The sequence below is a fragment of the Roseofilum capinflatum BLCC-M114 genome, assembly GCF_030068505.1.
GTDB classification, from domain to species: domain Bacteria; phylum Cyanobacteriota; class Cyanobacteriia; order Cyanobacteriales; family Desertifilaceae; genus Roseofilum; species Roseofilum capinflatum.
Map to the genome: position 1 here is coordinate 1 of NZ_JAQOSO010000118.1, position 6,775 is coordinate 6,775.

Consider the following 6,775-nt stretch of genomic DNA (forward strand, 5'->3'; position numbering starts at 1 on the left):
AGGGGGCAGGGGGATGAGGGGCAGCCATTACACAACTCATTTAGGTTTGCTATATGCCGAGAAAAATTAGAGAGTATAAGGCTGAGTTAATTGCATTAGGATTTGTGCAACGCCGTGGTAAGGGTAGCCATCAAAACTGGAAACATCCACAACTACAGCTATTAATTACGATTGCTTTTAGAGATGGTCAAGATACACCCTTGTATTTAGAAAAATTGTTAAAGAAAGCGATTCAACAGTTAGAAGCCATAGAAAGGGAGGAAACAGAAGAATGAATTACCGGTATACTTTACTCATCCAATGGTCAGAAGAGGACAAACTTTATCTAGTGACTCTACCAGAGTTTGCTGAATTAGCCATGCAACCTTGTTCTTATGGACATAGCTATGAAGAAGCGATCGCCAATGCACAAGAAGCGATCGCGGGTTATCTTGAGTATTGCCAAGAAGAGGGTTTAACTCCTCCAAGTCCAGGTTCAGTTGCTGCTTAAATTCCAGGCGATCGCCAATAGCAAAGATGCGATCGCTACCTTACAGATTAACCGGACTTGATATTACTCATGACCAGTGCGAAGGGCACTATACTGATCAAAGGAAACGGTACACTTATTTGAACAACGATGGAATTTCAACCTACAGATACGCCACGGTTAGATTGGACGGGGGATGCTCTTGCCCTGGGATTTTTTGAGGATGCGGTGGAACTGAGTGCAGATCTGGCGCAACTGGACGAGAAGCTCGACGGCGCTCTGGCTGAGTTCATTGAAGATACAGAATTTAAGGGTAAAAATGGTAGCACCATTTTTACTCGGTTAGGGAAAAAATACCCGATCCGTAAACTAATTTTGGTGGGGTTAGGGAAAGCGGACAAGCTGAATGCCGATACCCTGCGTCAGGGGGGAGCATCGGCGGCTAAGTTGGCCCAAAAGGAACGCTGCCAAACGTTGGGTGTGAGTTTACCTCTGTTGAATGACGATCGCCCCTTAACCGCTCAGGCGATCGCCGAGGGCATTGAGTTAGGGTTACATCAGGATAACCGCTTTAAGTCGGAACCGGAGGAGAAACCCCCAGAGTTGCAAACGGTGGCGCTGTTAGGCTTAGGTGGTACGGAAGCGGCTCTAGAGAAAGCCAAGATCATCTGTTCTGGGGTGATTTTAGCACGGGAATTGGTGGCCGCGCCCGCCAATGAGGTCACCCCGATTACCTTAGCAGAGACGGCAAAGGCGATCGCCTCAGACTATGGCTTAGAAGTGGAAGTTTTAGGGCAAAAAGAATGCGAAGAGCTGGGAATGGGCGCATTTTTGGGCGTGGCTAAAGCCTCCGATCTGCCCCCCCAATTTATCCATCTCACCTACAAACCCCAAGGCACACCGCGCCGCAAGTTGGCTATTGTCGGTAAGGGGTTAACCTTTGACTCTGGTGGCTTGAATATCAAAGCTGGAGCCGGGAGTAGCATCGAGATGATGAAAACCGACATGGGAGGAGCCGGAGCCACATTAGGCGCTGCCAAGGCGATCGCCCAACTCAAACCCGATGTCGAAGTTCATTTTATCTCCGCCGCCACCGAAAACATGATTAGCGGCCATGCCATGCATCCGGGGGATATCCTCAAAGCCTCCAATGGTAAAACCATTGAGGTCAACAATACGGATGCCGAAGGTCGTCTCACCTTAGCGGATGCTCTGGTATTTGCTGAAAAACTGGAAGTTGAGGCGATCGTTGATTTAGCCACCTTAACCGGCGCTTGTGTCGTCGCTTTGGGCAATAAAATTGCCGGGTTATGGACAGCCGATGACACCCTAGCCGCCGACTTTATGAGTGCCTCCGAACTGGCTGGAGAACAGTTTTGGCGGATGCCCTTAGAAGAGAGCTATTTTGACAGCATGAAATCTGTCGTTGCTGACATGAAAAACACCGGTGCAAGGGCAGGCGGTTCCATTTCTGCGGCTCTCTTTTTGAAGCAATTTATCAAGGAAACCCCTTGGATGCATTTAGATATTGCTGCTCCAGTTTGGACAGATAAAGACGACCGTTACCATAGCGCTGGAGCCACCGGTTTCCCCGTTCGCTCTTTGGTCAATTGGGTATTGAGTTAACGTCAGGTTTAGGGGTTGGTTTTTCCAATCCCTTCTATACAGGTCAAACAGAGCGGAAAGTACCATGAAATCCGATGGGGATAACGCTGGGTAATCCTAACCGACAAAGGGGAGAATCACTGAGGTGGTGAGCATCATAAATCCAGACTTCGCTGCTATGGCTAGAGGAATGGTAAACCACCGTCAAGATCCAACCGTTATCCCTGGTTTCTGGATCGGGGACATAGAGGGGTTCTGTGGGGTATGATCCAATACCCGGATCGCCAATCTCTAGGGTTTGGGTTTGGTTGTCCCAACGGGCTATGACATTGAGTAAATCTTCACCTAATGGGGTTCCTGGACGATGCATGGAAAGATAGGTATAGCGGGTGGGTTGTCCAACTTCGAGGGGGGAGACCATGGGAAATTCGCTATGCTGCTCGATCAGGGGATAATGGTCGAGCAGTTGGCCGGTTTTGGGGTTAAGATGCGATCGCCACAATTGACTTAAAGCTTCGGTATGAGTTTTGCCACTGGGCACTTCCCGCAGAAATTCATTGGTTTGGAAGTCCTGATAGCGAGCAAAATCAATCACTAGGTTCCCCTGTTCATCCATAAACCCGTTGCTAAAGTGCCACTGGAACCAGGGAGGGGCTTCCTGTTCCTGGACTAGGGAGAGGGTTTGGCGATCGAAAATGAGAATGTGCGTAGCTTTATCGGGTTTCCATTGTAGAGCATCGGCAAAACTGCTTGTTCCTAGTAAAATCGGGAATAAATTCAACTCAATGGGGGGAATGAAAAAGACCAAATAGGGGCCTGCGAGAACAAAATCATGGACAATGGACATACTCTTGAGGGGATGTTGGCCCATTTGGATGATTTTACCGGTGCGATCGCTCTTATATAAACACAACTTTGGCTTGGCTCCCGGCATTGTACCAAAGTTAAAAATCTCCCCAGTTTGAGCATCCACTTTCGGGTGTGCAGAATAGGCCATCCCTGGCTGTAACTGGGATAGGTCATCTTTTCCCTCAGTCTCTAATGTCTCTAAGTCTAACCGATAGGGGCGATCGCCTTCCCACAGAGCCAACAGCTTATCCGGTAAAGCCAAAACCGAGGTATTCGCCGAATGTTTCGGGGACTTTCCCCACCGCTTCCACAACGGCCCAGGGGCAGTCATGCCATAATTAGGATACAAAAATCGATCCGCCTCACCCTCTGCACAATAGCCTTCCGTTTGCACATAGCGATAAACCCCCGTTGCTCCTGAGTCCCTAAAGTGAACCGCCAGAATGGCCCCATCCCCATCAAACCAATGACCCACCTGCACCCCACCCCGTTCTAAGCGTGCGGGGCCATTGCGATACAGCGTGCCCCGTAGCCCTGCGGGGATCGCCCCTTCCAGGATCTCAAGCTCAGTTGAAGGAAATTCAGTGGCCGGTTGATCAACTGCTTGACTCCAAGCCGGATAGGATTGAGTTGGGGAGGACATAGAGTATTGAATAGCGATCGAGACAATGATTGTAACTTAATGAGACCCACTTAGACCATTGTACCCAATCCATACCCATATTTAATGTTCAATTTTTAATTGATATAATGCCTGGGTATCCTGACTATTGAATTCTCCTCTGTCCTATGGAAGAAGATTTAGCAAAACTAGAGGTCTTAGAGCGATCGTTTGTTAACTTTGTTTATCCCTTCCGGTTTGAATCAGAGGAGTACCCGCAAATTATTAAACATTTTCAGGATTCGTGGGAACCCAGAGAGCTTAGGGGAATTTCTGATTATCTCCTCTCTCCTGTAGCCAATTATTTAGGAATAAAACATACTCATACCCATCTTGATAACCGAACCGCTATTTTCTTTGAGCCGACTTGTGAATTAAAGAAAGAACTCAACCTTGATGAAGAGGAGGTTTGGGCAATCAAAGTAAAAGGGAAGGTTATTCAATTCCAATTTGACTCCCGGACTAAAACCGGCAGAAATGGACTGAATGTTCCTGCTGTCGAATTAGCGTTATTCAAGATTGGAGTTGGCTTTCTGATCCTCCGAACTCATTGTCATTCCAATCGATTGGATGAATGGATGGATTTTATTTACCACTTTAGGTTTATAGGCAGGAAGAAGATTCAGTGTTGTTGTCAAAAATCAAATAAACCACAACACCTTAAATCGATAATCAAAGAAAAACTTTTATCAATACCCGATAAATTAAATTGGTGTAAGGAGATTTTTATTTATAATAAAATGCTGGCTTATTTTAGCATTTTCAGTCAAGGTGGAGACTCAGAGGTTCAGGCTAAAGTTATTTATAGACTCAATAAATTTTTCCATAGCGGACAGGACATTTATCCCCATCCCTCTGAGTTAGAGGTTGGTCAGGAAAAATATAATATCTTGCCCTACATTGAAAATCACTACTGGTTGTTTTCCTTAGAAGGAGGAGGCTTTTATGGCTGGAATCCGCCTGACACAGACTGGGCGAAAAATAATTTAGTCGATCACTTGAAGAAGCAATATTTCTTAATTTTTATCTTGGCATTGCATCAACGATTTGCATTGATTCATTTATCGGAACAAGTGGCTGAAAATTGGCGAATGTCAGGTCAACAAAAAGATGTTGAAAATAATATACAGGTTTTCCAAAAAATTCGCGATCAGATGTTGCTGTTTACAGCACGGGGATATTTTCTGCAAGTGATGCAACAAGATAATCAACATCGCTGTTACTGTAAATGGAGGGATATATTTCAACTGGATGCGTTGTATACAGAGGTCAATGGTGAAGTTCAGGAAATGCATGAATATTGCCTGATGCAGCGCGATCGCCAACTCCAAGATACAGTATATTATATGAGTGCGGGACTCGGTTCTGGGGCGATCGTTGCTTCAACTGCTGGCATACTCTTTCATTCAGGAGGTCAGTCTGGTTTCATTGGTGCAGTTTCCTTGAGTGCATTTGTTGCTTTAATTACGGGTTATTCAGTAAAAACCATAAGGGAAACCAAGGTTTTGCCAGCGCTTAAACAAGCATTGATAGAATCTAAACTAAGTCAAGATTATTACGGTTGCGATATGTCGGGTGCTGTCTGGAGAAACTCAAACAATGACTCATCTTATTTTACAAGTTCTGGGAAACAGTGATATTCAAATTGGGAATAAAACCGGTGTTGAAGCGATCGGCGATCAGCGAACTCCTGAGCAAATTCAAGCAAAAATTCAGAGATTACAAAGATTACAAAATCAATCCTTTAATATGCCTCTATTGGCATTAACTCGAACTAAATTTAATAATGATGATAACAATGATGTTAGATTTGCTTTTATCCTTACCCAGCAACCCACAACATCTTCTCCTGAGATTCTCAAATCTGATGGAATTTGGTGGAAAAACATTCTAGAGAATTTCTTTAACCGTGAAAACGTCAATGGTCATTTACTAGAGTTTCAAGTAGATAACGCGGCTGATTGGGAGAAAATGGCAGATAAGATTCGTCCCTTCTTGAATTGTTACTTTACTTTTGATTTTGGAAAACAATCCCTTCATTTTAATCCTACGCAAAATGGAAATGATGTCATAACAGTGGATCGATTAACGATTCAACATAGTAGCGGGACACCAGCGCTGGTTGGAGCGTTGTATCTTTGGGGAATTGAGAAGAAAGTCGCGGGTATAGATAACATTGATTTCCTTTATATCTCTAGTGAAGATAAAATTTGTCCAGAGGTTCATCAAGGACATTATTGGCAATGGCGATTAAAGGATTCTCAAATTCGAGAGTTACTGGAGATTCAGGATTTTAGTGGAGCGCGGCAATTACTGGACAAAAATCATACTAACTATAAAGAGTTGGCAGAAGGTTTAGAAGATTTAGATAAAGCCTTATCTTTTAATTTAATGGGTCAATTTGTCGATCCGCGTAAAGCGGTCATTGAGAGGATTGGGATTGCTTTGTGGAGCGAGAAAGCATTTGAACATCGCCATCACTGGATGCATTGGTATTTGAGAATGGCAGGGGCGTTTGAATTGGCGATCTTGCTACTGGTGGAGAAGCAGGGATGTGGAAGTGGAAAATATAGATGGCAAGACAGGAAGCTCAAGTTTATTCAGGGGGGCGATACGGTGGATGTGGCTAGGGCTGATATTAGTAATTTGGTGAAAGAATTGTTGAGTAAAGGCAAATTTAAGAAAAAAATTCATACCATAGAGTTTTATTTTGATGGAGTGGATAAAATGACTGAATCAGAATGGCCAGAATTTAGAAAGTTTTATGTTAACTGTTGGGTGGCAGGTTTAGGTTTTATTGCCGTTCGCAATCAGCTTTATCATAGTTTACTGGGAGATGAGATTGATTGGGAGTTAGATGCTAATCCTCAACTGGCAGATACGGCGGTACAATGGCTTAATCAATTGGTTCAATGGGTGGGGATTGAGGCGGAGATTGAGGCATGTAAGGACAAATATACTGGCAGGGTGAATCAAGTGAAGGAGTGGCTGCAATGAATCCAGAGATTTGGCTTAGAGAACAACAGAACCTTTACCCATCCCTACTTCCTGATTCACCTGAAACTCCTCTCTGTATCCATCCGGTGTCGGGCCCTTTAGCCGATACCCGGTTTCTGAAGAGTCAGTTTCCTTGGGGAGCAGGGGGTTTTCATTTTCACAAATTATACCACAACAAAAGCAAAATCTTTGCT

Annotated in this window: 6 protein-coding genes; 5 read left to right on the top strand and 1 reads right to left on the bottom strand. The window is 44.5% G+C overall.

Going from position 1 to position 6,775, the window contains the following annotated elements; translation table 11 throughout:
* The first annotated feature begins 53 nt into the window (after positions 1 to 53).
* From PMG25_RS23395 to PMG25_RS23405, 3 genes are all read left to right on the top strand, one after another.
* A complete protein-coding gene (locus PMG25_RS23395; RefSeq protein ID WP_271939012.1) occupies positions 54 to 275 on the top strand; it encodes a type II toxin-antitoxin system HicA family toxin in 222 nt (73 codons plus the stop codon).
* The gene (locus tag PMG25_RS23400; protein WP_283769318.1) at positions 272 to 490 is read left to right on the top strand and encodes a type II toxin-antitoxin system HicB family antitoxin; all 219 of its coding nucleotides are present in this window, start codon (positions 272 to 274) and stop codon (positions 488 to 490) included. Before PMG25_RS23395 ends, PMG25_RS23400 begins: the two co-directional genes overlap by 4 nt.
* Positions 491 to 619: 129 nt before the next feature.
* Positions 620 to 2,095, top strand: coding sequence for a leucyl aminopeptidase (locus PMG25_RS23405; RefSeq protein WP_283769319.1), 1,476 nt, complete (start codon positions 620 to 622; stop codon positions 2,093 to 2,095).
* Positions 2,096 to 2,138: 43 nt separating this feature from the next.
* Here PMG25_RS23405 and PMG25_RS23410 read toward each other — a convergent pair whose 3' ends face one another.
* On the bottom strand, positions 2,139 to 3,566 hold the full coding sequence (locus PMG25_RS23410; RefSeq protein ID WP_283769320.1) for a carotenoid oxygenase family protein: 1,428 nt from the start codon (positions 3,564 to 3,566) through the stop codon (positions 2,139 to 2,141).
* Between the two features lie 146 nt (positions 3,567 to 3,712).
* Between PMG25_RS23410 and PMG25_RS23415 the strand changes: the two genes are divergently transcribed.
* Positions 3,713 to 5,221 carry a hypothetical protein gene (locus PMG25_RS23415; RefSeq protein WP_283769321.1) on the top strand — a complete coding sequence of 503 codons (1,509 nt, stop codon included), beginning with the start codon at positions 3,713 to 3,715 and terminating at the stop codon, positions 5,219 to 5,221.
* Positions 5,184 to 6,581 (top strand): hypothetical protein, encoded by a 1,398-nt coding sequence (locus tag PMG25_RS23420; RefSeq protein WP_283769322.1) that lies wholly within the window; start codon positions 5,184 to 5,186, stop codon positions 6,579 to 6,581. The genes PMG25_RS23415 and PMG25_RS23420 overlap by 38 nt, the downstream gene beginning before the upstream one ends.
* Positions 6,582 to 6,775 lie beyond the last annotated feature (194 nt).

What these genes read in the sequence shown, in the direction of transcription:
- PMG25_RS23395 (WP_271939012.1), top strand. Translation starts at nt 54, where the DNA reads ATGCCGAGAAAAATTAGAGAGTATAAGGCTGAGTTAATTGCATTAGGA.
- PMG25_RS23400 (WP_283769318.1), top strand. Translation starts at nt 272, where the DNA reads ATGAATTACCGGTATACTTTACTCATCCAATGGTCAGAAGAGGACAAA.
- PMG25_RS23405 (WP_283769319.1), top strand. Translation starts at nt 620, where the DNA reads ATGGAATTTCAACCTACAGATACGCCACGGTTAGATTGGACGGGGGAT.
- PMG25_RS23410 (WP_283769320.1), bottom strand. Translation starts at nt 3,566, where the DNA reads ATGTCCTCCCCAACTCAATCCTATCCGGCTTGGAGTCAAGCAGTTGAT.
- PMG25_RS23415 (WP_283769321.1), top strand. Translation starts at nt 3,713, where the DNA reads ATGGAAGAAGATTTAGCAAAACTAGAGGTCTTAGAGCGATCGTTTGTT.
- PMG25_RS23420 (WP_283769322.1), top strand. Translation starts at nt 5,184, where the DNA reads ATGACTCATCTTATTTTACAAGTTCTGGGAAACAGTGATATTCAAATT.